The sequence below is a fragment of the Adlercreutzia aquisgranensis genome (assembly GCF_943193145.1).
Taxonomy (GTDB): domain Bacteria; phylum Actinomycetota; class Coriobacteriia; order Coriobacteriales; family Eggerthellaceae; genus Xiamenia; species Xiamenia aquisgranensis.
This window is the reverse complement of the sequence record NZ_CALPDA010000001.1, coordinates 160,850-187,198: the sequence shown is the minus strand read 5'-3', so window position 1 is coordinate 187,198 and position 26,349 is coordinate 160,850. Positions and strand designations below refer to the sequence as shown.

At 65.4% G+C, this 26,349-nt stretch carries 22 protein-coding genes; 4 read left to right on the top strand and 18 right to left on the bottom strand.

The features are described 5' to 3' along the window. Positions 1–195 precede the first annotated feature (195 nt). From hypB to NFR41_RS00655, 6 genes are all read right to left on the bottom strand, one after another. Positions 196–858: a hydrogenase nickel incorporation protein HypB gene (gene hypB / locus NFR41_RS00680; protein WP_251230282.1), complete on the bottom strand. Its 663-nt coding sequence runs from the start codon at positions 856–858 to the stop codon at positions 196–198. A 2-nt stretch (positions 859–860) separates the two neighbouring features. After that, positions 861–1,232 carry a hydrogenase maturation nickel metallochaperone HypA gene (gene hypA, locus NFR41_RS00675; RefSeq protein ID WP_251230281.1) on the bottom strand — a complete coding sequence of 124 codons (372 nt, stop codon included), beginning with the start codon at positions 1,230–1,232 and terminating at the stop codon, positions 861–863. Positions 1,233–1,335: 103 nt separating this feature from the next. Further along, positions 1,336–2,166 carry a twin-arginine translocase subunit TatC gene (gene tatC / locus NFR41_RS00670; RefSeq protein ID WP_251230280.1) on the bottom strand — a complete coding sequence of 277 codons (831 nt, stop codon included), beginning with the start codon at positions 2,164–2,166 and terminating at the stop codon, positions 1,336–1,338. A 2-nt stretch (positions 2,167–2,168) separates the two neighbouring features. Then, positions 2,169–3,170, bottom strand: coding sequence for a Sec-independent protein translocase subunit TatA/TatB (locus tag NFR41_RS00665; RefSeq protein ID WP_251230279.1), 1,002 nt, complete (start codon positions 3,168–3,170; stop codon positions 2,169–2,171). A 310-nt stretch (positions 3,171–3,480) separates the two neighbouring features. Then, positions 3,481–3,681 carry a CASC3 protein CASC3 gene (locus NFR41_RS00660; RefSeq protein WP_160213299.1) on the bottom strand — a complete coding sequence of 67 codons (201 nt, stop codon included), beginning with the start codon at positions 3,679–3,681 and terminating at the stop codon, positions 3,481–3,483. A 54-nt stretch (positions 3,682–3,735) separates the two neighbouring features. Continuing rightward, complete coding sequence (locus NFR41_RS00655) at positions 3,736–5,091, bottom strand: amidohydrolase family protein (RefSeq protein WP_160213298.1); 1,356 nt, start codon at positions 5,089–5,091, stop codon at positions 3,736–3,738. 436 nt (positions 5,092–5,527) lie between these two features. On the opposite strand from NFR41_RS00655, the gene NFR41_RS00650 reads away from it, so the two are divergent. Together NFR41_RS00650 and NFR41_RS00645 are read left to right on the top strand one after the other, a co-directional pair. Continuing rightward, complete coding sequence (locus NFR41_RS00650; protein WP_251230278.1) at positions 5,528–5,812, top strand: hypothetical protein; 285 nt, start codon at positions 5,528–5,530, stop codon at positions 5,810–5,812. Between the two features lie 35 nt (positions 5,813–5,847). Then, positions 5,848–6,144, top strand: coding sequence for a hypothetical protein (locus NFR41_RS00645; RefSeq protein ID WP_251230277.1), 297 nt, complete (start codon positions 5,848–5,850; stop codon positions 6,142–6,144). On the opposite strand, the gene NFR41_RS00640 is transcribed toward NFR41_RS00645, so the two are convergent. Together NFR41_RS00640 and NFR41_RS00635 are read right to left on the bottom strand one after the other, a co-directional pair. Then, a complete protein-coding gene (locus tag NFR41_RS00640; protein WP_251230276.1) occupies positions 6,127–7,113 on the bottom strand; it encodes a PDDEXK family nuclease in 987 nt (328 codons plus the stop codon). The genes NFR41_RS00645 and NFR41_RS00640 overlap by 18 nt on opposite strands. A 362-nt stretch (positions 7,114–7,475) precedes the next feature. Beyond that, complete coding sequence (locus tag NFR41_RS00635; RefSeq protein WP_251230275.1) at positions 7,476–9,248, bottom strand: FAD-dependent oxidoreductase; 1,773 nt, start codon at positions 9,246–9,248, stop codon at positions 7,476–7,478. Between the two features lie 335 nt (positions 9,249–9,583). On the opposite strand from NFR41_RS00635, the gene NFR41_RS00630 reads away from it, so the two are divergent. Further along, positions 9,584–11,044 (top strand): helix-turn-helix transcriptional regulator, encoded by a 1,461-nt coding sequence (locus NFR41_RS00630; protein ID WP_251230274.1) that lies wholly within the window; start codon positions 9,584–9,586, stop codon positions 11,042–11,044. 22 nt (positions 11,045–11,066) lie between these two features. Here NFR41_RS00630 and NFR41_RS00625 read toward each other — a convergent pair whose 3' ends face one another. From NFR41_RS00625 to NFR41_RS00580, 10 genes are all read right to left on the bottom strand, one after another. Further along, positions 11,067–13,340 (bottom strand): DUF6541 family protein, encoded by a 2,274-nt coding sequence (locus tag NFR41_RS00625; protein ID WP_251230273.1) that lies wholly within the window; start codon positions 13,338–13,340, stop codon positions 11,067–11,069. A gap of 538 nt (positions 13,341–13,878) precedes the next feature. Continuing rightward, positions 13,879–14,718, bottom strand: a complete 840-nt coding sequence (locus tag NFR41_RS00620; protein ID WP_251230272.1) for an ECF transporter S component — start codon at positions 14,716–14,718, stop codon at positions 13,879–13,881. Further along, positions 14,703–16,418 (bottom strand): ABC transporter ATP-binding protein, encoded by a 1,716-nt coding sequence (locus NFR41_RS00615; protein WP_251230271.1) that lies wholly within the window; start codon positions 16,416–16,418, stop codon positions 14,703–14,705. Before NFR41_RS00615 ends, NFR41_RS00620 begins: the two co-directional genes overlap by 16 nt. After that, positions 16,391–17,272, bottom strand: a complete 882-nt coding sequence (locus NFR41_RS00610) for an energy-coupling factor transporter transmembrane component T (RefSeq protein WP_251230270.1) — start codon at positions 17,270–17,272, stop codon at positions 16,391–16,393. Before NFR41_RS00610 ends, NFR41_RS00615 begins: the two co-directional genes overlap by 28 nt. Positions 17,273–17,330: 58 nt before the next feature. Next, positions 17,331–18,758, bottom strand: coding sequence for a Sapep family Mn(2+)-dependent dipeptidase (locus tag NFR41_RS00605; protein WP_251230269.1), 1,428 nt, complete (start codon positions 18,756–18,758; stop codon positions 17,331–17,333). 48 nt (positions 18,759–18,806) lie between these two features. Continuing rightward, complete coding sequence (locus NFR41_RS00600; protein ID WP_251230268.1) at positions 18,807–20,024, bottom strand: acetate/propionate family kinase; 1,218 nt, start codon at positions 20,022–20,024, stop codon at positions 18,807–18,809. A gap of 133 nt (positions 20,025–20,157) precedes the next feature. Continuing rightward, a complete protein-coding gene (locus NFR41_RS00595) occupies positions 20,158–21,741 on the bottom strand; it encodes a hydantoinase/oxoprolinase N-terminal domain-containing protein (RefSeq protein ID WP_160213287.1) in 1,584 nt (527 codons plus the stop codon). Beyond that, the gene (locus tag NFR41_RS00590; RefSeq protein ID WP_160213286.1) at positions 21,741–22,883 is read right to left on the bottom strand and encodes an S-methyl thiohydantoin desulfurase family protein; all 1,143 of its coding nucleotides are present in this window, start codon (positions 22,881–22,883) and stop codon (positions 21,741–21,743) included. Before NFR41_RS00590 ends, NFR41_RS00595 begins: the two co-directional genes overlap by 1 nt. 60 nt (positions 22,884–22,943) lie before the next feature. After that, the gene (locus NFR41_RS00585; RefSeq protein WP_251230267.1) at positions 22,944–24,038 is read right to left on the bottom strand and encodes an S-methyl thiohydantoin desulfurase family protein; all 1,095 of its coding nucleotides are present in this window, start codon (positions 24,036–24,038) and stop codon (positions 22,944–22,946) included. A 504-nt stretch (positions 24,039–24,542) separates the two neighbouring features. Then, a complete protein-coding gene (locus NFR41_RS00580) occupies positions 24,543–25,721 on the bottom strand; it encodes an FprA family A-type flavoprotein (protein ID WP_251230266.1) in 1,179 nt (392 codons plus the stop codon). Positions 25,722–26,096: 375 nt separating this feature from the next. On the opposite strand from NFR41_RS00580, the gene NFR41_RS00575 reads away from it, so the two are divergent. Continuing rightward, positions 26,097–26,270 (top strand): rubredoxin-like domain-containing protein, encoded by a 174-nt coding sequence (locus NFR41_RS00575; RefSeq protein ID WP_160304710.1) that lies wholly within the window; start codon positions 26,097–26,099, stop codon positions 26,268–26,270. Positions 26,271–26,349 lie beyond the last annotated feature (79 nt).

The window sequence follows — 26,349 nt, the reverse complement described above, 5'->3', positions numbered from 1 at the left end:
CCGAGGCCTCTGCGCCGCCTTCTTTGGCGGAAGCGCCGCACCCCAGTATGACGCGCCTTTGTTTCGTGCCTATGACGAATCCGGCCTGCGCCGAGCAAGCACCAAGGGCGCTGCCGCAGATAGAGCCGACGGCGCATGCAGCCGCCGCAGCCGCCGCAAACCAGCCGCCAGGGCAAGCCACGCCAGCAAGCGCGCCTAGATGCCCTTCTGCACGGAGCGCACCTGGTCGGCAAGCCAATCGGTCCACGCAGGCACCCACTGGCCGGTGGTGGCCGACAGCGGGAAGATGGGGGCAGTGGGGTTCAGCGCGCGCACCGATTCCACGAAGGCCTCGTTGTCGAAGTTGAACACCGGCATGGTGTCGATCTTGTTCAGCACCACGGCCTGGGCGCACTGGAAGATGCCCGGGTACTTCAGCGGCTTGTCGTCGCCCTCGGGCACCGACAGGATGGTCACCTTGGCGTTCTCCCCCAGGTCGAAATCGGTGGGGCACACCAGGTTGCCCACGTTCTCGATGATGATGAGGTCCAGCCGCTCCAGGTCCAACACGTCCACGGCCCGCTTGATCATGGCGCTTTCCAGATGGCAGGCGCCTCCGGTGTTGATCTGCACTGCCGGCGTGCCCTGGGCCTTGATGCGCTCGGCATCCACGGAGCTGGCGATGTCGCCCTCGATGACCGCGATGTTGAACTCGTCACGCAACGCGTCGATGGTGGCCAGGATAGTGGAGGTCTTGCCGGAACCGGGGCTGGCCAGAAGGTCAAGCACGAACACCCCGTTGTCAGCGAAACGCTGGCGCAGCTCGGCCGCCAGCTGGTCGTTCTTCTGCAGAATAGGCTGCTTGATGTCGATATGCACGGTTACTCCTTCGCGTCGTTCTCGTCGGGGATGTCCACCTCTATGGAGTCGATCTGCAGCTCGCGGCCGCACAGAAGCTCGGTGGCGAAGCTGTCGCACTCGGGACAGAAGCGGTGGAAGCGGTCATGTTCGAACTCGGCACCGCACTCCAGGCAACGGCTGCGCGGCTTCACCATGTTCACCTGCAGCTCGGCGCCGGCGCACAGCTCGTTTTGCTCGCGCAGCACCTCGAAAGCGAACTGGAGCGCGTCTTCGATGGCCTCGGTCATCTCCCCCACTGAAAGGGTCACACGGGTGACGCCGGTAGCGCCCGCCTGGCGTGCCGACGTTTCCACCGCCTCCATGACGCCCGTCATAATGCCCAGCTCATGCATGGCTCACTCCTGAAAACGAAACGGCCGCGGTCTTGCCGAGCTGCACCCGAAACTCTTCGGACGACGCCCCGCGAAACCGCGGCCGAACCAACTGCACTTCTGCCTACTTCGCGACTTTCTTCAAGCCCTTGGAACCGGCCCGCTTGGCGGCCTTCGCAGCCTCCTCGGCCTCGACACGCTCCTCCTCGGCCAGCTCGGCATTCTGCTTCTTGATGCGCTTGGCCAGCACCACGCGCGAGATGAGCAGGCTGCCCTCGTAAAGCGCCACCATGGCGGCGAACATGAGCAGCATGGTGATAGGCGACGCGTCCGGGGTGACCACAGCGGAAATGACCATGAGCACCACGTAGACCGTACGCCAGCTGCCACGCAGCTTCTTGTAGGGCACCACGTCGAAGATGACCAGGTAGAAGATGATGAGCGGCAGCTCGAAGGCGAAGCCGAAGCCCAGCTCGAACTTGATGATGATGTCGATGTAGGAGCTCATGTTCGGCACGATGGAGCCGAACCCGCCCGCCTGGTCGAGCAGCCACTGGAACGCCGGCGGCAAGATGATGAAGTAGCAGAACACTGTTCCCAGCAGGAACAACGCCACAGCCGCGGAGAACGTGGGAATGAACCAGCGGCGCTCGCTGGGCTTCAGCGCCGGCAGGAAGAACGCCAGGATCTGCCAGATGATGATGGGCGAGCAAGCCAAGAGCGACACCCAGAACGCCAGCTTGAAGCGCACGGCGAAGGGCTCGAAGGGCGTGAAGGCCATCAGCTCACTGGGCATGAACTCGCGCACCGGGGCAATGAGGATGTTAGCCACCGTGGGGGATGCGAAGTAGAACACGCACACCGCGATGCCCAGGCAGGCGACGATGCGCACCAGACGAACGCGCAGCTCGCCCAGGTGGTCGAAAAGCGGCATACGTGCCGGTCCGATAGGCATGATTACTCACCGTCCTTCGCAGCAGCGGCCTTCTTGTTGGCAGCGCGGGTAGCGGCGGCCTTCTTCGCAGCCGCAGAACGGGCAGCGGCCTTTTCGGCATCGGTCTTGGCAGCCGGCTTGGCCTTGGCGGCTGCGGGCTTGGCAGCTGCAGGCTTCTTCGCGGCGGCAGACTTGGCAGCGCTGGCCGCGGGCTTCTTGTCCTCAGCCTTTGAAGCGGCCTTGGAAGCGGCCTTGGAGGCTGCAGGCTTCTTCGCAGCAGCAGGCTTCTTGTCGTCGGCCGCGGCAGCAGCCGGCTTAGATGCAGCAGGCTTTTTTGCGGCAGCAGGCTCGGCCTTGGCCGTTGCGGCCTTCGCAGCAACCGGCTTCGCAGGCGCCTTGGCAGCGGGCTTGGCGGCGGCCGGCTTCTCGTCCTTGGCCTCGCTCACCTTGGGCTGAGAGGCCGCGGGCTTGGCAGCCGTTGCAGCGGCGGCAGCAGGAGCGGCGGCGCTGGCCGTTGCAGTGGCCTTGCTCTCGGCAGCGGCCTTGCGCTCGGCCGCGCGCTCGGCAGCCTTCTTCGCAGCCTCCTCCTTCGCAGCCTCCTTGGCGGCCTTCTCCGCTTCGGCCTTGGCCTCGGCTTCGGCAGCCTTCTTCTCGGCGCGCTCGCGCTCGTAGCGGGCCTTGCGCTCCGAGAAGCTCTCGGCGCTTGTCTCCGCCTTCGGGCGGGCGGCGCTGGGCTTGTCCTTGTCCGCTTCCTCTTCCTTGGAGGCCTCGGTCAGCTTCTCCACGGCCTTGGTACCGCCGTCGCCGATCTTCTCCAGAGCGCTCAGGGGGTCTTTGAACGGCTCGTCGGAGTTGGGATCGTACACCTCGGTTTTGATGACCTTGTTCATCTCTTCCTGGGCGCTACGGAACTTGTTGATGCCCTTCCCGACGGTTTTCGCCATCTCGGGCAGCTTGTCGGGCCCGAAGATGAGGAAGCCGAAGATGAGGATGAGGAAGAGCTCGAATCCACCTATGCCGAACAACGCAACTCTCCTTTGCGTAGCATGAATACGTCACTGCCGCCTCGTTCACGGTAGCGATTCATAATAACACATGGGAATTAAGGGGTTGCCCTTGGGCCGCGTCCACAGAAAACGCACGTACCGAACGCCAACTGAGCAGGTCAGAGAGCGCAAAGCGAAAGAGGCTCGGCGAAGCGGGCGGATGTCGCCGAGCCGTCGGCGGCAGCCCCGCACGCGCCGGCCGCAGCAAAACGAATTCGTGCGGCCGCAAGCTTCCACCTGGGCGATTCTGCACGCTCGCCGTGCGATGGCCGACGGGCCGCTCCGCTCCCTAGGCGCCGGTACCCAGAAACGCCAGAGCCACCGTGGGGATGCCCAGAGCGAGCACCAGGATAACGCAGACGACCACCGTGAAGATCTTCTTCGTGCGTTCGGCGGCTTCGCGACGCTCCTTCTCGCGGCGCTCGCGCTCCTCGGCCGCACGGACGCGGTCGGCCTTCTGCTTCTTCGTCAGCTTCTGGTTCGTTGCCATGAATCCTACCCCTCGACTACCGCCAAGCAAGGCCATCCCAGCCCCGCCGTAGATTTACATGCGCAGTTTACTGCGAATCTCGATGACGCGCGCGATGCTTCGCGCCACTTCCACACCCACGTTCCAGCGATCCTTCTCGTAGAGAATCCTGCCTCCCACCATGGTCATCAGCACGTCGGTGCCGCTGCAAGTGTTCACCAGCACCGACACCGGATCGGTCGTGGGCGTCTGATGCGAGCCGGACAGGTCCACCGCAATGATGTCGGCGAACTTGCCGATCTCCAGCGAGCCCACCTTGTCGTCGATCTTGAGCGCCCGGGCGCTGCCAAGCGTGGCCAGCTCCAACGCCGTGGCCGAGTCCAGGAAGCTGTTCGCATTGAGCGCCCGCTGCAGCAGCATGCCCAAGCGCATTTCCTCGAACATGTCGGTTGAATCCGTGGCCGCCGGCGAATCGGTGCCCAAGCCCACGCGCAGGCCGGCCCGCAGAAACGCCCCCATGGGAGCCACGCCCATGCCCAGCTGCGCGTTGCAGCGCGGGCACACGGCCACTGCCACGTCGTAGCGCTTGAGCCGCTTGACGTCTTCGTCGTCCACATGCACGCAATGGATGGCCAGCACGTTGTCGGCCTCGAAGGCGCCCCAGTTCAGCGCGTAGCTCACCGGCGTCGTGCCCGTGGGAAGCCACGGCGGCACCTCCACGAACCCGCGCTTCTGGTCCATGGAGTGAACCGCGAACGGCGAACTCCCGTACTTGATGAACTTGTACTCCTCGCGGTTGCCTGCCATGTGCATGGCAACGGGCAGATGCTCGCGCTGGGCCAGCTCGCCCACGCTTCCGTAGACCGAAGGATGGCACATGTACATGGCCGCCGGGGCGATGCCGATGGTGATGCGCTCGGGGTCCACCTCCTCGCGCCAGTGGTAGATGTCGTTTTCCGCCTGGCGCATGGCGAAGGAGACGCGGCGCTTGTCCATGGCGCCCACCTCGCGGTAGATGATGCTACGCATGCCCAGCTTCTGCGTGGCGGTGCAGGCAGCGCCGGTAGAGGTGATGTCGGCCACGCAGGTGATGCCGCTGGAAAGCGCTTCCAAACCTCCCAGGATGGCCGAATCGTACCAGTCGGCGACCTCCATCTTGCTGGAGTATTCCAGAAGCGAGGAAATCCAGGTCACATAGGGGACGTCGTGCACGATGCCGCGCATGACCGCGTTCTCCAAGTGGGTGTGCAAATCCACCAGGCCCGGCATGAGAGCCGCCTGGCCGAAGTCGCGCACCTCCTCTTCGGGATAGCGGAGGCGCAGCATGTCGGCAGTGCCCACGTCGCGCACGAAGCCGTCGCGGACCAGCACCGCGCCCTTGTGGATGGGCTCGGACGATATGGGGAGAACGTACTGTGCGGTCAGCAGCATGGCGGCAGTCCTCTCTTTCCGATTCTAAATGCCGGCAGAAAGCCTCGCGAATCGCCCGCCGTCGCGGCTGGCCAGCGCTCGTCCCTCCTCGGCATAGCGGTAAATCATAGCACGCGCCCAACCCAAAGCCGCCGCCAAGACCCACACCTTCGGTAAACAAGCAGACCGCCCTCCCGCGCGCCCTTCATCCCTTTGCCCGCCCCACGCCCCCCCCTCAGCCAGTTAGCGGCCGGATTGCACGGTTTTGGGACTTTGCACCCAACCAGAAGGGCAGTTTCGGGCCGGATTGCACGGTTTTGGCACCTCGCGCCCGGGCGAAAAGGCAATTTCGGGCCGGATTGCACGGTTTTGGTACTGTTAGCCAGCATCAACAGTACCAAAACCGTTCATTTCGGCCGCAAACTGCCGATTTGCCTCATAAGGAAGTCCCAGAACCGTGCAATTCGGCCGCAAACTTCGAAGCGGGGACGACGGAGGGAGAAGGGTGCGCGAGGAAGGAAGGGGACGGAGGGGTGGGAGAAGAGAACACCGAAGAGAGCGAATACGCGAGAGGGGGAAGAACACAGTGAACGATGAAGGGAGGGACAGAGAAGACGAAGAGGCGGGAGAAGAGGATGCCGAAAGGAGAGGATACGTGAGGGAAGGAAGAAGGAGGAGCGATGAGGGGGGGGATGCACGAGATAAGGAGGAAGAGGGGGCGACGAAGGATGGGAGCACGTAAGAGAGGGAGAAAGAAGAGAACACCGAAGGGAGAGGGTGCGTGAAGAGCGGGAAGAGGAGGACGGAGGGGTGGGAGAAGAGGGCGACGAAGGGAGAGGCTGCACGAGAGAGGCGGGAAGAAGAGGGCGACGAAGGATGGGAGCGCGTAAGGGAAGGAGGATGAGGACGGAGGGGCAGAACGGACTGGCCGCCAAGCAGTCGGAAAGCGGCGAGAGGGAAAAGGCCGAACAGAACGATGGGAGAAAGGAGGGAACCAAACAGCAGAGAATACCGGGGAGGCGCGAGGAGGGGCCCCGCGCAAACAAGAAACGGCTTTCAGAAGTGCCCGGCTAGCCACTGAGGGTTGTACAGCCCGTCGAAGGACTTCCGCGTCGCCTGCAGCAATCGATGGTTCCTGTCGAACTCGGCGCTCTTCACGCGAAAGGGCAGCCCCATGTGCTTACGAACCTCTCGGGCGACGTCGCGCATACGCTCGCTCGAAGCAAGCTGCCTGGTGGTCACGGTTACCACCTTGAACCCCATGGACTCGAGCACCATTCTCTTCGTAGCATCGTGCATCCTCCTTTGCCCGGAGGCGTGCGTGATGTCAGCATCGTATTCGATGGCTATCCGATGCTCCACATTAAGCAGATCGGGGATCACCTTCGATCGAGCAGCCGCTTTTGCCGCGCGCTTGCCCAGCTCGACGGGACAGTTCGACCGAAATCCCGGCAACGCGAAACCGCCTTTTGCATAGGGAAGCGTCAACACCATTGCCAGATAGATCTCGGCCGGCGATGCACAGCCCTCCACCACATACCTCAGTGCCTTGCGAGCAGCCTTCGCCCCAGATATGCCCCCGTTTTCGTCCAGGTACTTCTCCAAAGCCGCCTTGGTGGCAAGAGGCTGGCGAGCCACCAGACCGAAATCGGCCTTCGGACTGATAGCGAACGATCCGCATAGAGCGCACCCGGCCTTGACTGCCTGATGAAACGGAAACTGCTTGGCAACTTGCACGAAGCACAGCTCCGAGGAACACACGCCCAGCACCTCGTCGGCAAGATGGAAAGACCCGCCCGCGAACGCGGCATTAGACCGATGACACGCAAATCCTTTGGCGCGCACCCGCGTCGCGTCGGGCACGAGCACATGCAATGGCCTGCCCAAATGGGGAAACAGGACGCGCGCTCCCTCCGCGATCCCGGGCGCCGCGTTCTGGCCGGATGCGGCGGCATCTCCCGCGCGCACGACAGGCGCATCGAGCCGGCCGGTGTATGCCAGCCAATACGCCAATGCCGATATGCCGTACAGAAACCCCCTCATGGGGTCATTCTACTCGTCGCAACCCATGCCTCGCGGTACGTTTTTCGCTGTTGCAAGGCTTGCCGAAATGCACCGTTTACCCACAACCGCGTAGGCCCGCACCCCCGCATCGCCGCAAATCGGTTCTGCGATGCCGCCACGGCCGCGCCGCACCGTTCGCACTTGCGTGCCCCCAACCCCAGCGCGGCGCTAACAGTTGGCGATGGCACCAATGCGAAGCGGGCCCGCCAACCTGCGCTGGCGGGCCCGCTTCCTAGCCGCTGAAGCTGCCGGGGATGCTGTATCTGCTGCGGCTGCTGGAGATGCGGGAGCTGCTGCGGCTGCCGAGACTGTCGGAGCCGCCGAATCTCAGCGGCGCCGGGCTACGCCTCCAAGAACGCCTTCACCGAGCGACCGCACTCGCGTCCGAGGGTGATGGCCATGCCCAGGCTCACACCAGGAGTAGGCGTGAAGTACTCGTTGCCGAAGCGGCGCCCGCAGTCGTTGCCCGACACGTACAGGCCGGGGATCGGGCGGAAGTTGGCATCCAGGGCGTTCTGCTCGCCGTCGGTGATGATGCCGCCCACGGTGCACATGATCTTGCCCATGTTCGACGTGCCCGTAGCGGCGTAGAACGGCGGGTTCACCACGGGGAACAGCGTCTCCTTGTAGCGCCCGAACTCGGTGTCGACGCCGGTCTTGCAGAACTCGTTGTAGCGCTCCACGGAAGCGACGAAGTTCTTGGCCGCCTCGCCCGTGAGCCCGATCTGCTCGGCCAGGCCCTCAAGGGTGTCGGCGCAGGCGGTCACGTTCACCTGGGCGCGGAACTCCTCGGCCTTGCTCTCGTCGTAGGTGCCCTCGAACTTGGCGCGGGCCACCTCCATGGACTTCGCCACGCCCTCCAGCGCGCTTTCCGTGGGGTTGAACGTGCCATGCTGGGGCACGCAGTACTCCAGGTAGGTGAGGATGTCGCTGTCGAAGACGCAGTGGATGTCCTGGCGCTCGCGATAAATCGTGGGCACGCCGCGGTGCTCGACGGCCGGGAAGAACTCGTTGCAGAAGCGCTTGCCGTTGCTGTCCAGCCACACCGCCTGAGGCACGTTGGTGCGATTGGTGGGCGGGTCGAGGTGCTTGCCGTTCATGGTGGGGATGGAGATCTGCTCCAGGCGAGCACCGGCCCAGTAGGCCATCTGGATGCCGCGGCCGAAGGAGATGCCGTTGCCGCCCTCGGGGGCCACTTCCTCGCCCTCCACGAAGTTGCCGATCATGTCGGGGATCAGGTCGGCCAGCATCTCATTGTTGTTGCAGAAGCCACCGGTGGCCACCACAACGGCCTTGCAGTTGAACTTGACGTTGCCCTCGGGCGTGGAGGCCACCAGGCCCGCTACGGCGCCGTTGTCCATGACCAGGTACTGAGCCTCGGTCTCAAAGTAGAAGTCGGCGCCCAGGGCCTTGGCAGCTTCGCGGTTGTGGGTAAGAATCTGGGTCTGTTTCACGCCCTCGGCCTCGAAGGTGGCGGTGCCCGGATAGAACTTGAAGGGGCCGACCGCGGTCAGACGATGCTCAGTGCTCGGCCAGCCGTGGGAGGTCATGGTGGCCAGCTCATCCTCGGAGAGCACCGAGTAGTACCAGTCGTTCGCCTCGCCCATGTTCTGGCAGAACTTCATGACCAGCTCGCCGTTGGGGTAGTTCTGGGTCATGGCCATCCAGTTCTGGTAGTACTCCACCGGGTCCACATGGGGGATGTCGAAGCGGTCGAGCAGCTTGGAGTTGAGCGCGGCGCTCTCGTTGCCGGTGGCGGTGTAGGTGTCCTCGGCCTGCACCTCGATGAGGGCCACCTTCTTGCCGGACTCGGCCAGCTCGCGGCAGGCGCACATGCCGGCGTAGCCGTGGCCCACACACACCACCTCGTAGTCGTACTCGTTCACGAAGTCGGTCACCTCGGCCGGCGGTGTGCGCCAGCTGGAGGTAGCGGCGTTGCCGGCCGCCGGAGTGCCGGTAGTGGCCTGGGCGGTAGTGGCGTCGGTTGCGGCGCCCTTGTCGTCGGAGCCGCCCGCAGGCGAGCACGCGCCCAGCGTGGCCCCCGCCGCGATGCCGGCAGCCGCAAGGCCGCCCATCTTGAACAGGCTGCGGCGGCTGATAGAAGATTCGGTCATAAGAGGTCCCTTTCTCCTCAATCGTTCCCGAAACGTACCTGCGGCCGTCCGTCGGCGCCCCGCGAGGCTTCGCCGCCCCGCCTTCCCTCTGCGCCCCTACACGGTGAACCGCACCCGGCTATGATGTCCGCCGATGGCGACGCGAGGAATCACCGGAATGCGCGAACTTCGCCGCAGCCCTATCACCGCGATTGGTGATTTTGATGTTTTACTTTGCCAACGGCATAGGACTCGGAAGTATCGCCGACGCTGCCCGCAGCGGCCAATGCTATGCTTACGGAAGCTCGCGGCAGCGTATCGGAGGGAACCGCGGGAGAACAAGGAGCGTTCCGCCCATGGCGCACAAGGAAAACGAGGCTTCGAAGAAGAGGCTCTGGAAGGGCGCATGGCCGTTCGGGCTTGCCGCACTGCTGGCAACGTCGCTGCTCTACGTCCCCTGTTTCGCCTTCGTCGCCACCCTGGGTCAGACCGCGCATTTCGCCGTGGCCTTGAGCTTCATCGGCTGCGCCGCCATGGTTGTCGCGGGCATAGCGGCGGTTGCGATTCACGGGCGCAAACGGCAGCTCGGCGGCACCCGCACGCGAATGGCGGGGAGCATCTCCTACGTGGCCGGAAGCCTCTGCTTCGCTGCCGCCGCGGTTTCGGAAGCGCCCCACATCGCCCTGGTGGCGGCTGCCGGCGTGCTCCAGGGAGTCGGCGGCTTCTCGCTGTATCTGGGCTGGGGCCTGGCCTATCGGCAGCTGGGGCTGCGCTCTACCTTCTTCTACATCGCCGTCTCCTTGGGGATGGCCGTTCTTGCGGGCTTCGCCTTCGCCCAGCTTGCTGCGCCCGTGGGTCTGGGCCTTTTCGTCGTCTTGAGCTTTGCGGCCTCCATCGTGCCGCTTGTCCGCCGCACCGAATTCGGCGCACCGCCAAAACTGACCGAGGACCAGGACGGCACACCCGCCCTCAAGATTGACGACGTCCGCAGAATCGCACGGGCCATCCATGCCCCCACCTACGGCCTGGTCATCCTTGCGTTCACCGACGCCATCATGGGAATCGACTCGCTCACGCTGCTCAATCTCCCCGTCGAGGCAGCCGGGTTCTGCGTTGCGGTGGCAATCTTCCTGTTCCTGATCACCCAGCGCTTCGACAGGCCCGTCCTCCCGTTCGTCTACCGGGTCATGCTGCCCGCTATGGTGCTGCTCATGTTCGGCGCCCGCATGCTCTCGGATGAGGGCGCCCTTGCCCCGGAAGCTTTCGACGTGCTGTTCTTCGCCCTGTACGGGTCGGTGACGATCCTTGCCCTCAGCCACCTGGTGGCCATCCTGCGAGCCGGGGAGCTTCCGGCGGTTCTCACGGTCGCCTTCGTCTACGCCAGCTACGGCTTGGCGGCCCTGGCGGGAATGGCGCTTTGGGAACTAGTGAAGGCGTGGGACGGCGACGCGCGCGTGTTCATGCTTGTCACCTGGATCGCCTATTTCGCCTATTTGGCGCTCTCGCCTGCGGTGCAGCATTGGCGACGGCTGGTGAAAGACCAGCAAAGCGACCAGGCGCCCCTCCCCCGCAACCTCCCGGTCGACTGGCGGCTTTTCGCCGAGACCCACGGGCTGTCCCAACGCGAGCAGGAGATCATGGAATACCTGGGACGCGGACACAGCTCCACGTTCATCTCGCAGACCCTGGTGATTTCCGACAACACCGTGCGCACCCACACACGCCATATCTACCGGAAAGTGGGCGTGACCTCCCGCGACGAGCTGCTTAAGGCGGTCAGCGATTTCCAGAACGGCCGCGGCAACGACGCCGAATAGCTCGCGCAGGCGGCGAAGGGCCCTAGCCGATCTTGTAGAGGCGCATGTCGCCCTGGGAGAGCACCGGGGTGAAGCCGGGGGTATCGTCGGTGATGTCGGTCAGGCCGCTCCAGTCGAAGCCGTCGTCCACGGCGTGCAGGAACGCGGCGTCCTGGGGTCCGGGAACAGGCGCGCCCTGGTCGAGCTGCAGCACGTAGCGAATGCCCAGCTTGTCCGCAGCCGCGCGCACGTCGGCGTTGGAGGCGTACTCGTCCAGATGCTGGCGCACCAGGCGGCTTTCCGGCGTCTCGCCCTCCACCCCGTAGGTGCCGATGTAGCGGTAGTAGTCGTTCAGCCCCATGGCTCCGAAGGCCCAGGCGCTCCCGTCGAAGGGCAGGTTGGCAATGGGCTCTCCAGCGGGCACGATCTGCTGGACCTGGCGGATGAACTCGCGCTCGTCGTCCGTCAGCTTCGGGCTTACGGCGCCGTCGGTCATGGACGCGAGCGAGCCCACCACCGCCCCCATGCCCGTGCTGGGCTGTATCCACTCGTCATCGGGCCCCAGGTGGCCGAGCGGCCCCAGACTGACAGGGACCGACGGGCCGAAGCTCACAACCAGGAAGAGCGCCGCCAACACAGCGCCGACGGAAGCGCGGAGCCCGCAAAATCGGCAGGTTCGTGCATTTTTTTGCGTGAAACTGCCGATTTTGCGGGCTTCCCCATGGGCTTGGTCCGGCGATTCCATGCGGAAAAGACGGGCTAGCAGGCCTGCGAGCAAGCGAGCGAGGGCGGCGAAGCCCATGGCCACAAGGGGCATGGCGAAGATGACCGCCGCCGCGGCCAACCGCAGCGAATCGGTGTACCAAAAGCCTGTGAGCAGCGCCTTCACCGGGCCGTCGACCGTTTGGGCCACCACGTAGAGCGCCGAAAGCACCACGAACGAGCAGCTCACCCACAGCCAGCGGCGATGCTTGAGCGTCCACGCGATGCCCAGCCACAAACACGCGGTAAGGGCTACGTTCAGCGACGCAAAGCGGAACATGAACAGGCCCGACTCACGCAGTGCCTGGAGAAGCGTCTTGGTAGCGGCCCAGGTGAAACCGGCGACCGCCTGCACCAGAGGGACACTGAAGACCGCAATCCATGCGAGCGCTATCAGCACGCACGCTGCCAGCGCCCACCGAAGCCCTGCCGCGCGGGCTGCCGCGCGCTGTCGCCCGTGGCCATAGGCTTTCGCCACAATGTAGGGCGCCAGGAACACGCCTAGGGAGAACACGGCGTTTGGCTGAGCGAACACGCAGGTCACCATGCCTACGAGCACAAGGGCGAACCATCGACCGTGAGCGGCGGGGCGGGCAAGCGGATAGCAAGCGGCCGCGGATTCGGCGGCGCCGCCTTTCCGTCCGAAGGTCCGCACGGGGCCCAGCCAGCAAATGAAGCAAGCCGCCACCGCAGGCATAAGGGCGTAGGCCAGCATGTTGGGGTACAGCGGCCCGAAAATCATGAGCGCCCAGGGAAACTGCGTGGAGGCCAGCATCACCACCGAACCAGCAACAACCACGTCGCGGCGAGCCGGAAACAGCACCCGCATCAGGAAGAAGAGGCTTACCGGGTACAGGACGCCCGCGACGGCGCAGTTCAGCGCATTCGCCGCCACGGGAACGCTGCACCCCGTCAGGCTGGCCGCAAGGGCCGCGAGCATCGACCACGCCGTGGGATAGAAACCGCCCAGCGGCAGCGGGTTGAACGCAACCGCATCGGGTGCGCTGTACAGGTTCGCCGCGAAGGGCGACCACAAGCCCGACTGCAGAAACGCCCGCACGACGCCCAGATGATGAACGTTGTCGTACTCTTGAACGATGGACTCGGGGGACGTCAGGCACGACGCGGTCATGAACGCGGTAACCGCGATGCCGAGCACCAGGTACAACGCCAGAAGCAGCCAATCGGTCGCCCGCCGAAGCACGCTGGGAGCACACGCCTGCGCAGCCACCTGCGACGGCGTCTGTTCGCAGGGCAGTGCCACCGATCGAAACGACTTGCGCGAGCTGCGACGACGCACCAGGTGGGCCAAGCCGCGAGCCGCTACCGCCAGCGCCAAAGCGCAGCCGACCAGCACCGGCCCGGTCGTAAACACCCCGGCGGAGCCCAGGGCCATGCCAAGCACCACGTAGAGCCCCACCATAACCACAGGCGCGCATGAAAGCGCCGCCAACCGCGACGCGCCAAAGGAGCGAATCAGCAGATACCCCGGAACGATCAGAGCTGCCACCAGCGCAAACCCTGCCACCCACAGCATGATGCCCCCGTCGTCCACGATGCTTCCTACCCCGAACCTTCCCCGTTGTAGCCCATACAAGCAATGACCATCGATGGTACCACGAGCAAAACAGCAGCAACAAGGTAAGCGAAAGTCCCCAGCGAAAACCCAGGGCCCAGCGCCGCGGAAATCGGCTGCCACCCGAGATATTCGGGAAGAAACTCGCGCAGACAAGGAAGCGCACAGCAGAGATTGCCGTGGAATCTCAAGCCACGAGAGGCGGTTAGTTTCTTTAGTCTGGCTTAGTTTCTTTTACCCAAGAAAGGCACCTTGCGCAGAAGAAGATGCGAAAGGCCCTGCGCAGCACATTGGGCGAGGCTAATTGCGCCTTGCGGCGGGGCATCCGACCGAATTCGACGCCAAGCTGCTTGCACTTCGCGCCAACCAGGCGCCGCTGGGACGCGACTCCGACCGAGTGTGGCGGCGGGGCCGCTTCGCATCCCATCAGCTGCAATGCGCTCTTGAATCCTGCCGGCGACAGAGCAACCGTTCACCCGAGCTCGACGAAATGGCCAGAACCGTTCGCTCGCGCCCCCTACTCCCCCACGCCGTACTTCTCACGGAGGCGTTGCAGCTTTCCCATCAGGGGATTCGCTATCAGGAACAACGTTGCGGCGGTGGCAGCGCCGTGGATGGCGTTCACGGGGGCGCCGGCCAGGTATACGGCGGCCACGCCCCCGGGCGTGATGCGGGAGAGCAAAAAGAAGAGCGAGCTGGTGTCGAGCACCGGCCCGCACAGGGCGAACACCGTGAGGAACCCCAGGACGCACGCCAGGGCCTTCGTCTTCGCCGACCAGCGGCCCTGCGGCAGAACGCCCGCATGCCCCAGCAGGCCGAACACGAAGCCGCACAAACCGTAGCCCAGCATCTGCCACGGGGTCCACGGCCCCTGCCCGAACAGGAAATTGCTGGCCAACGCCGATACCGCCCCCACGAAGAAGCCCGACGACGGCCCCAGCGCCACCCCGGCCACCATGATGACGGCGAAGATGGGCTTGAAGCCGGGAGCCCAGGCGAACGCCGCCCGCGACGCCACGGCAAGCGCGGCCATAACCGCCACGGTGACCAGCTCGCGGGCTTGTAACCTGCGGCTTTCGAAGCGCACCAAAAACGGCACCAGGGAGCAGAGCACCACCGCGATGCTGCCCGCCACGTAGCTGCGCCCGCCCACCAGAGCGCACGCCACCACCGCAACCACCGCGCCCAGGATGGAGACCGCGGTGGCCAGAAGCGTTGCGCGGGCCGGCGAACGGCCAGGGCGACCGATGGGCGTGGGCGACTCGGACGGCAACGTCGGCCGCGGCGGCAAGGACTGCAGCACTTCGGGCTGAACCGCCTGCGTTGTTGGCGCTCCCTGCTCTACAGGTTTCGACATGCGCTCACCACGTCCTCCACGGTCACGGCGCCCGGAACCGCGTCGCGGGCGATGCGGCTGGCGGCGGTGGTGTAGAACGCCGAGGCGGCGAACAGCTGCGAGGGCGCGCCCGAGGCCACGATGGCGCCGTCGAAGAGCAGCGCCGCCCGGTCGGCCCATTCGGCGCAGAACTCCACGTCGTGAGAGACCGCCACCACGGTAAGGCCCCGCTGGGCCAACCGTTGCAGCAAGGCGCCCAGCTCCGCCTTGAACAGGGCGTCAAGACCCTTGGTGGGCTCGTCCAGCAGCAGCACCGACGGGTTTACCAGCAGCGCCTTGGCCAGGGCGACCCGCTGCTGCTCGCCGCTGGACAGATCAAGCGGATGCCGGTCGAACAGGCCCTCCAGGTGGCAGAGGGCCGCCACCTCTTCGGTCGTAACGGCCGCATTGCCTCCATAGGCGGAATCGCCCGCACCACCCGCGCTCGCCGCGCCCGCAACGTCAGCCCCAACCATGTCGTCAAGCTCCTGAGCCACACTGTCCCAACTGAACAGCGCCTGCGGGTCCTGGGGCAGAAGCGCGCAGCGGTTCCCGAACGTCTCCACGCGCCCGCGATAAGGTGTGCGCAGACCGCAAGCCAGGGAAAGCAGCGTGGACTTCCCCGCCCCATTGCCGCCCACCAGTGCGAACAGCTGTCCCGCTTCCACGGTCAGCGACAAGTCGCGTAGCACGTCCGGCAAATCGCGCCCGTAGCGAAACCACACATCGCGCAGCCGCAAGGCGGGACGGCAAACAGGCCGCTCTCCTGCACCCGACCTCGCCGAACCCGCGCTCTCTGCCGTGCCAGCCGCAGGGTCGGCCGCCGAGCACGCCCACACCTGACAACCGCCCAGATGCCCTTCGAGCCAGCGCCGTCCCTCGCGCACAGTCAGCGGGCACGGCTGCAACGTCCCGCCCGAAAGCGCAAGGGCGATGCGCGCAGCCGAGGGAAGGCAGCGGCACAGTTCGTGATTGCATTTCCCCAGGCTAGCGGCGACTTCCTCCGGGCTGCCCTGAAACGCCACGCGCCCGTTCGCCATCACAACCACCTGGTCGGCCATGGCGAAAGCCGCCTCCAAACGCTGCTCCACCAGAATAACCGTCAGCCCCAAATCGTCGTTTACAGCCCGAACGGTGGCCAGGAACTCCCCAGCGGCCACCGGGTCCAGCTGGCTCGTGGGCTCGTCGAGCACCAGCACCTGCGGCCGCAGCGCCAGCACCGCAGCCAGGTTCACCAGCTGCTTCTGACCGCCCGAAAGCTCGGCCACCGGACAGTCCATCAGCTCCTGCAGCCCGAAGTAGCTGGCCGTTTCCGCCACGGCCACGGCGGCCTCTTCGCGCGGAGCGCCCACGTTCTCCAAACCGAAGGCCAGCTCTCGGCCGACGGTATCGCACACCAGCTGCGAATCGGGGGCCTGCCCCACGTAGCCCACAAGCCGCGCCTGGTCGCGCAGGCCTACGGCATCCACGTCGGCGCCGTTAAGCAGCACGCGCCCGCTGCGCGCGCCCTTGGGCACCAGCGCCGTTTTCAGCTGCCTGACCAGGGTGGTCTTTCCGCAGCCGCTTCGGCCCATAAGGCACAGCAGGCTTCCCCGCCCCACCTCCAGGCACACGTCGTCCAGGGCCGGTTCGCCCGCACCGGGGTAGCGAAACGTCAGATTCTGGAAAGCGATAAGCGCCATCGGAGCCTTTCTGCGGCGTTGACCAGGGAAGGCATTGCTAGGAACAGCGTAAACGAAACCAAGCTCGCGCAAAAGAGCCCGTCGGGCGGCGGGAAGGAAACCACAGGAACGAACTGCGCCGTCGCGCATCCGCCCGCGATGCCCACCACCGCAACCGCCAGCAGCAGCCCCATGGCCGCCCAAGTCGCCGCCTGCGCCGCACCCACCCGGTACACCGTCAAGCGCATGGGACGTCCGCTGCCGAAACCCCGCGCGCGCATGGAATCGGCCGTCACGATGGATCCTTCGAGCGCCCAGCCGGTGAGCGCCGAAAGCTCCCGGGCGCCCTGGCGAACGCGCTGCGCCGCACTGCCGCGACCGTGCCCCATGCCAAGCCCGTCGAAGGCGGCGAACACCGTCTGCGCCCGCCGCTGAAACCGCGGTACCAGCTGCAGCACCATCGTGAACACCAGCGCAGCGCCCGGAGCCGATCCGCCGATCAGATACGACAGCTTCTCGCCGGCCACAAGCGCGTTGAAGCTCGCGAACCACAACAGCATGGTGGCCAGCATGGTGCCTGTCTGCACGCCGAACAGCAACGCCTCCAACGTGTAGGGACGTCCCCAGGGGAGCATCGCGATCACCGTGGCGCCCTGGCTGTTCACCAGGGGATTCACTAGTGCGACCGCCAGAACCACCGGCACCAGCGTCCCAACCGTCCGCCACGCCGCCACACCGCGTACCGAAAGCAGCAGCGCTAAAGCCGCGGCCGCGGCCGCCACCTGAAACGCCGGCCGTTGCACCACCACCGTCAGCACCAGGGCCGCCGCGAAGAAGCCAAGCAGCGCCGCCGGATGCCACGATTCCATGGCCACCCGCCGCCTCGCCTCTCTTCGCCGCCCTGCCGCCACGTACTTCCCCGCCTGCCGCAGCCTACAAATCCAGCGCCATCAGCTCGCCCAAGGTCAGCGCGTAGATGCGAAACGCCTGGCGCAGCAGCTCCTCGGACACGCCCTCGTCGGGGCCGTGCATGGCGCCCACCCAGTCGGGGTTGCGCTGGCCCAGCATCTCCGGGCCGAAGCTGGCGGCGCAGGCGAACTTGCGCGCGTAGGTGCCGCCGCCAATGGTGAAGGGCTTCGCATTGTCGCCGGTAGCCTCGTTGTATGCCTTCAGCAGCGCCTGGATGACCGGGCTGTCCGGTGGCACCAGGAACGGGTCCATGGCCAGCGTCCGGTCCACTGCGGCGCCCACCTTGCCCGCTTCCAGCTGCAGCGTCTCCAAGACCTCGTCGGCCGAGGTGGCGGTGGGGAAACGGCTGTCCACGGTCTGCACGAAGCGGTCGCCTTCCGTATCCACCGTGCCGCCCACGATGGTCAGCGGCCCGAAGTGCTCGTCGGCGCACGCAAGGCCCACGCCGCTTCCGTCGGTGTGGTCGAGCAGCTTCTTCTCGAAGCCAAAGAACGCCCGCTCCTTGTTCGTGAGCAGCTGATTCTCCAGCAGGTAATCCACCAGCAGGCCGATGGCGTTCACGCCGCCCTCGGGCAGGGAGGCATGAGCGCTCTTGCCCGAGGCCACCAGGCGCACCTGGTCGTCGACAGGCCACAGCACCTGCACGCGATCGGTGCTTTCAAGCTTCGTGCCGGGCGCCACCCGTACCAGCGCCTCGGCCTGGCCGGGCACCGCGTTCTCGGCGGCCCCGCCATGCAGTTCCAGCACGTTTCGCTCGACCATGGGCTCGCTTAGGATGCGCCCGTGGAAGGTACCCTTCTCGCCGTAGCACACGGGGAATTCCGCATCGGGAGTGAAAAGGAAGGCCGGGTCGTCGTAGCGCTCGAGGTAGTAGGGCACGTCGCCCATGCCCGTCTCCTCGTTGGTGCCGAACAGAAAGCGCACCGTGTAGGGGAAGCGCGCCGCCGTACCTTCGTCCTGCAGGTCCTTCCAGAACTTCATGGCCCACAGCGCCACCACCGACGGCCCCTTGTCATCGATGACGCCGCGGCCGATAAGGTAACCGTCCTTGCGCGTGACCTGGAACGGCGGGAAGGTCCAGCCAGGGCCTTCGGGCACCACGTCCATATGTCCGATGATGCCGATCTGCGTGTCGCTTTCGCCAGACAGGTCGGCGATGCCCATGTAGCCGTCCACGTCCTGGGTGGCAAAGCCCATGGCCGCCGCCCGGTCAAGTGCCGCCGTCAGCGCCGCACGAGGCCCGGGCCCGAAAGGCGCAGCCGCGGCAGCATCCGCCTTGTCCTCTTCCAAGTAGCTGGGAATGCGCACCAGCGCATCGATGTCGGCCACCATGTCGTCCCAGTGGGCATCCAGATACGCGTCGATTCGCTGAGTAATTTCGTCCTGATTCATAAGCTGACCGCCTTTCTGAGCGTTCGCAAGTCTACCATTGCCGCACGGTCACCCGCGCATTGCCTCCACCAGCGCGTCGGTTTCGCGGGCGATGCGCATCTCCTCGTCGGTGGTGACCACGCAGATCTTAATGGGGCTGTCGTCGATGCTCACGATGCGGTTCGTGCCGATGGCGCCCACCACGTGGTTCTTCTCCTTGTCCAAGATCATGCCCATGTGCGCCAGGCCCGCGAAGATGCGCTCACGCAGCTGGGCCGAGTTCTCGCCAATGCCCGCCGTCATCACCACGGCGTCGGTCCTGGTCATAGCCGCATAGAACGAGCCGATGGCCTTCTGCACCTTGTACACGTACATGTCCACCGCAAGCTCGGCGTTCTCGTCGCCGCCCTCGGCCGCCTGCAGCACCGTGCGCATGTCCGAGCTGATGCCCGAAATTCCCAAGATGCCCGACTCCTTGTTCAGGATGGCGTCCATCTCGTCGAAGCTGAGGCCGTCGCGGCGCATGATGTAGGTGACGATGGCCGGGTCGATGGAGCCGGAGCGCGTGCCCATCATGAGCCCTTCAAGCGGCGTGAAGCCCATGGTGGTGTCGACGGAGCGCCCGTGGTTCACCGCCGTGATGGAGCCGCCGCTGCCCAAGTGGCAGGTGATGAGCCCCAAGTCCTCCAGCGGCCGCTCCAGCAGGTTGGCTGCCTGCTGCGCCGCGTAGCGGTGGCTGGTTCCGTGGGCGCCGTAGCGGCGGATGCCCTCGTCGGTGTAGTAGTGCATGGGCAGCGGGTACATGTATGCCTTCGGCGGCATGGTCTGGTGGAAAGCGGTGTCGAACACAGCGGATTGCGGCACGCCGGGCAGGCGCTCGGCCACCAGGCGGATGCAGGCGTCGGCGTGGGGGTTGTGCAGCGGCGCCAGCTCCTCGCAGCGCAGCAGCTTCGCGAACACCTCGTCGTCCACCAGCACCGATTCGCTGAAGTACTCGCCGCCGGCCACGATGCGGTTGCCCACGGCCTGGATTTCGGACAGGCTGCCTATGGGAGACGCCGGATCGGTGGACAGCAGGTCCAGCAGGCGGCCCAGGCACTGCTCCACCGTAAGCCCGGGCACGGGAAACACCTGCTTCTGGAAGTCCGGCGCGAAAGCCACCTCCATGACGGCATCCGCGTCCCCGATGCGCTCGGCCAGGCTCTTCATCAGGCGAATCTTGCCGTCCGTTTGAATAAGCTGGCATTTCAGCGTGGAACTGCCCGCATTGACCACGAGGACTATCATGGCGCGTCCTTTCCTGGGAACCGCTTGATCCTGCCGACCCATAGCATTTTCAGCGTAACACGAGCAGACCCCCGCCGAAGCAGGGGCCTGCACCTGAAACCAGCTTGAATACCGAGCTTGCCGGCGTCGCGCCCTACAGCATAAGGTCGCCCACGGCCTTCACGCGCACGCACAGGGCGTCGCCCAGGTAAGCTAGCGGGATGTCCTCCACGTCGATGACCTCTACGGTGTCAGGGTCGGCCCCGGCGGCGATGGCGTTCTCGCAAGCCAGCGCCTTGGCGTTGGCAATGGCCTGGTCGCGGGGCGTGTCGGTGAGCGAGTAGACCTTCTGCACCTGGCCGGACACCTGGGAGATGGCGCTGCCGATGGCGTTAGCCACGCCGAAGTTCTCCGGGCGCAGCACCTCGCCGGCGCCTTCCAGCTTCGACGGAGCCAGGATGGAGCCGCCGCCCACCAGGATGACGGTGATGTCGCCGGCGGAAGTCTTCATGGCGTCCACCGCGTCCTCGATGATGCGGGTGATCTCGGCGTAGGCCACCTCCACCAGGGCCGGGTCCAGACCGGCCACCAGGGACGGGTCGCCCACTCCGGGCGCGATGCCCTTCGCCACCACGATGTCGGTAGCCGTAAGCACCTCGCCGCCGAAGCAGAGCGCGTCGCGGGTTACGCGAAAGCCCACGGAGTCGGGGCCCACGGTCACGGAACCGTCGGGCTGCTGCCGCACGATGGAGCCGCCGCCCAGACCCACGCTCACCAGGTCGGGCATGCGGAAGTTCGTGCGCACGTCGCCGATTTCGACCGCCACCATGGACTCGCGGGGGAAGCCGTGCGTCAGCACGCCCACGTCGGTGGTGGTACCGCCGATATCGACCACAACGGCGTCCTTTTCCTTGGTAAGGAACGACGCACCGCGGATGGAGTTGGTGGGACCGCAGGCGATGGTGAAGATGGGATAGCGCTTCGCATAGTCCACGCTCATGAGGGTGCCGTCGTTCTGGCCCAGGTACACGGCCACGTCGGTCAGGCCCTCGGCCGCAAGCGCCGCCTCGAAGCTAGTCGCGGTGGTGATGGCCACGTCGTGCAGCGCGGCGTTAAGGATGGTGGCGTTCTCGCGCTCCAGGAACCCGAGCGTGCCGATCTCGCTCGACAGCGAAATGGGAAAGTCCTCACCCAGCTCCTCGCGCAGAATCTGGCCGGCGCGCACCTCATGGGCGTCGGACACGGGCGAGAACACGCTGGTCACCGCCACGGACTCGAAGCCTTCATCGCGCACGGTGCGGGCCACCTCGCGAATCTCCTGATCCACCAGGTCGTTGATGAGCTGGCCGTTGAACTCGTGGCCGCCGTGCACGATGAAGTCGCGCACGCTCATGGCGTCTTTGAGCTGCTGAGGCCAGTCGGCCATGCAGCTGATAGCCGTGGTGGCCGGCGCGCCGATACGCAGCGCCACCACCTTGTTCAGGCGCTTGCGCTCCACGATGGCGTTGGTGCAGTGGGTGGTGCCCAGCATGGCGAAGCCGATGTTCTTCGCCGCCTCGGGCCCAATCTGGCTCACCACCTCGTGCATGGCGGCCTCGATGCCGCTCATCACGTCCTCGGTGGTGGGGCTTTTCGTGGCGGCCACCAGCTTCAGATTGCCGTCGATGATGACCGCGTCGGTGTTCGTGCCGCCGACGTCGATGCCAAGACGCCAGGTGCGCTCGTTGCTCGATGCCATTACGCGCACGCTCCTTCCCCGTCAGTTTTTCCGTTGCCGCAGGCTCCCGAAAGACCTGCCGCTGCCGCGCGCTCCTCGATGGGCACGTAGTCCACGTCGTAGCCGAAGTAGCGCGGCCCCACTACCTTGAGCCCCTGGGGCGTGCGCCACTGCGGGTCGCATGGCAGGCCGCACACCACCACGCGGGCGCCGTACTTCAGGCCCTCGGTGGTCACCGGCGTGCCCGACTCGGCGTCCAGCGACACGATAAGGTCGGGCGCCGTGCACACCGGCTCGCCGTCCTTGAGCGCGATGATGTTCTCGTTCTGGAACTTGATGACCAGCTGGCTGCCCTTGTCGTCATCAAGGCCGTCCACCACGGCCTGCCCGCGCACGAACATGCCGTCGGTCTTGCGGTCGACGTCCACAACCTTGCCCTTGAACAGGCGGAATCCCTTTGTTACCTCCAGCACCGCATCGATGGGGTCGGTATGGTTCTCGCGCGCCTCGCGCAGGGTGCGACCGATTTCCTGGCACAGGGTGGGCGTGCCGTGGATGCCGAACTCCTTCAGCTGGCGGCCGGTGCACTGGTAGCTGGCCAGAATGGTGTAGCCGCCCATGACCGAGGTGGCCTGACGAGCGATGCGCTCCAGCCACACGTCGTCGACGGCGCGCACGGTGACGGTGTTGCCCTTCTCGTCGGCCAGCACCGCGGGCATACCCTTCACGCCGTTGATGCCCAGCGTGGTCATCTGCAGCTCGGGGAACGCGCGGCCCATCAGGTCGGCGTCCACCACGGGAATCTGGCGCGTGGCGCCCAGGATGAACGGAATCATGGAATTCACGCCGCCGGCCTCCACAGCGTAGATGGCGTAGGGCTCCTCGCCCAGCTCCTTCACCATTTCGTCGTAGGTGACCATGGGCTCAACGCCGCTGCACACCTTCTCCACCATGATGGTGGGGGCGCCCATCATCTGCGACACCACCACGGTGGCGTCGTCGGGCACCTCATCGGGGCTGATCAACTCAATGTCGCCGTACTTGCGGATGGCCTCGATGACCATGAGCTTGCCCACGTAGGGGTCGCCGCCGCCGCCCGCGCCCAGGACCGTGGCGCCAAGGGCCATGTCCTCGATGTCTTCAATGCCGATTCGTCTTCTCATAGAACCAGGCTCCTGCCTTTCCCGCGCCGTCCGCCGAAACGGCCGTTCCAAGGGCCCGGGCTACCGGCCCGCCGCCCCCATGCGCTCCTCGATTGCGATGTAGTCCACATTGTATCCGAAGTAGCGGGGCTCCACGACCGCCAGTCCCTCGGGAGTGCGCCACTGCGGGTCGCACGGTAGGCCGCACACCACCACGCGGGCGCCGTACTTCAAGCCCTCGGTAGTGATGGGCGTGCCCGACTCGCAATCCAGCAGCACAATCAGGTCGGGGACCGTGCACACCGGTTCGCCGTCGCGCCAGGCGATGATGTTCTCGTTCTGGAAGTCGATGACCATCCGGCTTCCCTTGTCGTCGTCCAGGCCCTGCAGCACTGCCTGGCCGCGGGCGAACTTGCCGTCGGTGCGGCGGTTCACGTCCACGATCTTGCCCTTGAACAGGCGATACCCCTTCGTAATAGCCAGCACCGCCTGAATGGGGTCGCCGTGAGCCTCGCGGGCTTCGCGAATGGCGCGCCCGATCCGCTGGCACAGGCTGGCCGTCCCCAGCACGCCGAAGTCCTTCAGCTGACGGCCGGTGCACGGGTAGCTGCACAGGATGCTGTAGCCGCCCATAGCGAAGGTAACCTCGCGGGCAATCTTCTCGAACCACACGTCGTCCACGGTGCGCACCGTGACCGTATTGCCGTGGGCGTCGGCCATGACCGTAGGCGTTCCCGGCACGCCATGGATGCCCAGGGTGGTCATCTCCATGTTGGGAAACGCACGGCCCATCAGGTCGGCATCGATCACCGGGATACGACGCGCGGCGGCCAGCACGAACGGGAACATGGAATTGGCGCCGCCGGCCTCCACCGAGAACGTGGCGAAGGGGGCAACCCCCAGCTCCTTGGTCATCTCGTCGTAGGCGGCCCCGGCCTCGAACCCGGCGGGGATCTTCTCCACGGAAACCGTGGGGGCGCCCATGAGCTCGGACACCGCCACGATGGCGTCGTCGGGCACCTCGTGGGGCTCGATCAACTCTACGTCGCCGTACTTGCGGATGGCCTCGATGGCCATGAGGCTGCCCACGTACGGGTCGCCACCGCCGCCGGCGCCCAGCACCGTGGCGCCCAGGGCCATGTCCCGAATGTCCTGTATGCCGATCGTCCTGCCCATAAGCAGCAACCGCCTTTCCCCATAAGACCAAGACCGCGCAACCCGCCGAAACCGCAACCCCGCGCAATCGGCTCTTGCTTTAGCACACTGTAGCACTGCATTATCCGCCAAGACGAGGCGGTCTCCCCCGCACATCCGTCGAACGCATAGGTTTTTCCACAGCGGAAACAATCCGCCCTGAAGCACCCGTCCCACCGCCCGAGCAACCGCAAGAGCCATCTCGCACCGATTTGTGGCACGGATTCGGGGTTTGGCAAATTCCTCAGCGCGATTTTGGCCGACTTCAGGGCTTCCCAGTGAAATAGCCCATCATTTCCCCAGTTCAGAAGATCAGGACTGCGCAATTACTTCGAAGAGATTTGCCAAACCCTGAATCCGCGCCACAAATCGCAGGAGTCCGCGACGAAAGCAGGTTATCGCGCGCCCAAGCCAACCCGACTTTACCAGGTTAATTGCACTTGACCATGCAGCTAGCTGACGCTGCTCCCTGCTGCCGGCTTCTCCCTACCGCTGGCTTTCTATATAGGCAGCCACCTGGTCACGCAGGTCGGAAAGGCCCGCTTCGTCCTCGGTCCACTGGCGGGCGAAGGGGCCGTCCGGCATGAGGAAGCCGGCTTCTCGCAGGGCAGCATCCACCTTCTTCGGGCCCAGCGGCGCCCAACCGTAGGAGCCGAAGGCCAGGCCCACGCGCTCCTTCGGCGCAAGCCCTCCCAGATAGCACAGAAACGACGCCACCGTAGGCATCATGGACGAGTTGAGAGTGGGCGACCCCACGACCAGATAGCGGCTGGTCAGCACGTCGGCCATGATGTCGGAGATATGGTTCGCCTTCAAGTCAAGCAACTTGGCGGGAATCCCCAGCTCAACGAAGGTCTCGCAGATCTGCTTAGCCATGGCCTCGGTAGTCCCCCACATGGAGTCGTACACCACCAGCGCCTCCTGGCGGCTGACGTTGCGGCTCCATTGCCCGTAGGCCTTCAGAATATCCGCCACATGCGAGCGCCACACAACACCGTGGGCCGGCGCGATCATGGACGCATCCAGACCGGCCAGTGCATCCAGCGCCGCACGCACTTGGCGCCCGTAGGGCATGACGATGTTCGCATAGTACTTCTGCGCCTGGTACATGACCTGATGAAAGCCCGCCTCGTCGTCGAATCGCTCGCTTGAGGCCAGGTGCTGCCCGAAGGCGTCGTTGGAGAACAGGATGCGGTCGTAGGCGCTGTAGGTGACCATGGAGTCGGGCCAGTGCACCATGGGCACCTGGACAAACTTCAGCGTGCGCTTGCCGATGCACAGGGTGTCACCGGTCTTCACGCCGGTGAAGCCCAAATCGCCGTAGAACGCCTCCAGGCTCTTCTGCCCTTGCGGGGCGCTGCAGACGATCTTCGCATTGGGCGCCAGCTCGCGCAGCCTAGGCAGCGCGCCGGAGTGGTCCATTTCCCCATGGTTTGCTATCAGGTACTCGATGCGCAACGGATCCACCACGCTGGCAACGCGTTGCACCAGGTCGTCGGCAAACGGTGCCTTGCAGCTGTCAACAAGCGTCACATGCTCGTCCATGATGAGGTAGGCGTTGTAGGTGGTGCCGCGCTCGGTGGTGTAGCCGTGGAAGTTGCGCTCGTTCCAATCGATGGCGCCCACCCAGTACACGTCGGGCGCGATCCGAACCGCCTCTAGCATGATGGCCCCTTTCATCGGCAAACGTTACCGCCGACTATAGCCCCGCCGCTGCACGCCTGCACACAGACGGAAGAGTCGTTTCCCACCCGTTTCACGTCGGAAAGCGACGCTCTGCCAAAAGAACGAAAAGCGCATGCGCCCCAACGTCCCACACCGCAAGCAAAGCGCACGCCGCGAAGCCTGGACACCCGAAAGGCGAGGACGACGCGGCTCTTGAAACGGTTTCGCGACAGACGCGGGACGCGCGCCCGCAAAGGGGCGGGCAGCAGTAACATGGCGCCATGGGAAACCGGCCGTCCGGCTGCCGGGCTCCGCGTGCGCTCGCACTGCGCAACGTCCGCCCAGTAGCCGTCGGCCCCAAGGAAAGGAACCATCATGGAGAATCGCGTTGCCTGGCGCTGCACCGTATGCGGCTACATCGAGACCGGCTACCCCGAAGGCCTGCCCGAGGACTACCTCTGCCCCGAATGCGGCGTGGGCCCCGACATGTTCGAGAAAGTGCTCATCGACGAGACCGAAGAGGTCATCGAGGTTATCGAAGAGGCGTAGCGAACACCTGAGCCGGCCGTCCTTGCCGCCAAGGGCCTGCTGCGATACGCCGAAGAACTCTGGTGTACCGCAGCAGGCC